The sequence below is a fragment of the Pseudomonas oryzagri genome, assembly GCF_020831405.1.
GTDB classification, from domain to species: domain Bacteria; phylum Pseudomonadota; class Gammaproteobacteria; order Pseudomonadales; family Pseudomonadaceae; genus Geopseudomonas; species Geopseudomonas oryzagri.
Map to the genome: position 1 here is coordinate 1 of NZ_JAJHPU010000005.1, position 1,342 is coordinate 1,342.

Sequence of the window (1,342 nt, forward strand, 5' to 3'; positions counted from 1 at the left end):
CCGAGGACAGCGGCGTTACCAACGGCTCCCTGCTGACCGGTACCAGCAGCGTCGACGGTGCGGTCGGCATCAAGGACTTCAGCATTGCCGGCGAAACCGGTCCGTTCGTGCTGGGCACCGCCTATACCGTGACCGGCCAGGGCACCATCACCGTCAATGCCGACGGCAGCTACAGCTTCACCCCGGCGGCCGATTTCAATGGCAGCTTCCCGGTGGTGACCTATACGGTGACCGATGGCTCCGGCAGCGATGACACCAGCACCCTGACCATTACCGTTACCCCGGCCAACGACGATTTCAGCGACGCCGACGAGACTCTGACCGTCGCCGAGGACAGCACCGCCACCACCGGCACCCTGCTGACCGGCAGCTCCAGCGTCGATGGCCCGCTGTCGATCGCCAGCTTCACCATTGCCGGCGAGCCGGCCGGCAGCGTCTTCACCCTGGGCAGTGCCTATACCGTCGCCGGCAAGGGTGAGATCACCGTCAATGCCGACGGCAGCTACAGCTTTACTCCGGCGGCCGACTTCAATGGCAGCTTCCCGGTGGTGACCTATACGGTGACCGATGGCTCCGGCAGCGATGACACCAGCACCCTGGCTATCACCGTCACTCCGGCCAACGACGACTTCGCCGACGCCGACGAAACCGTCAGCGTCGCCGAGGACAGCACCGCCACCACCGGCACCCTGCTGACCAGCAGCTCCAGCGTCGATGGCCCGCTGTCGATCGCCAGCTTTACCATTGCCGGCGAGCCGGCCGGCAGCGTATTCACCCTGGGCAGTGCCTATACCGTTACCGGCAAGGGCGAGCTCACCGTCAATGCCGACGGCAGCTACAGCTTCACTCCGGCGGCCGACTTCAATGGCAGCTTCCCGGTGGTGACCTATACGGTGACCGATGGCTCCGGCACGGACGACAGCTCGACCCTCACCATCACCGTTACCCCGGCCAACGACGACTTCGCCGATGCCAGTGAAACCCTGACCGTCGCCGAGGACAGCGGCGTTACCAACGGCACCCTGCTCGGCGGTACCAGCAGCGTCGACGGTGCGGTCAGCATCAAGGACTTCAGCATTGCCGGCGAGCCGGCCGGCAGCGTCTTCACCCTGGGCAGCGCCTATACCGTCGCCGGCAAGGGCGAGCTCACCGTCAATGCCGACGGCAGCTACAGCTTTACTCCGGCGGCCGACTTCAACGGCAGCTTCCCGGTGGTGACCTATACGGTGACCGATGGCTCGGGCAGCGACGACACCAGCACCCTCACCATCGCCGTTACCCCGGCCAACGACGACTTCGCCGACGCCGACGAAACCCTGACCGTTGCCGAGGACAGCACCGC

At 65.8% G+C, this 1,342-nt stretch carries 1 protein-coding gene; it reads left to right on the forward strand.

The window, feature by feature from the left end; genetic code table 11:
• Positions 1 to 1,342, forward strand: a 1,342-nt coding sequence (locus tag LMJ29_RS01865) for a tandem-95 repeat protein (RefSeq protein WP_229603468.1), incomplete at both ends; no start/stop codon positions are given.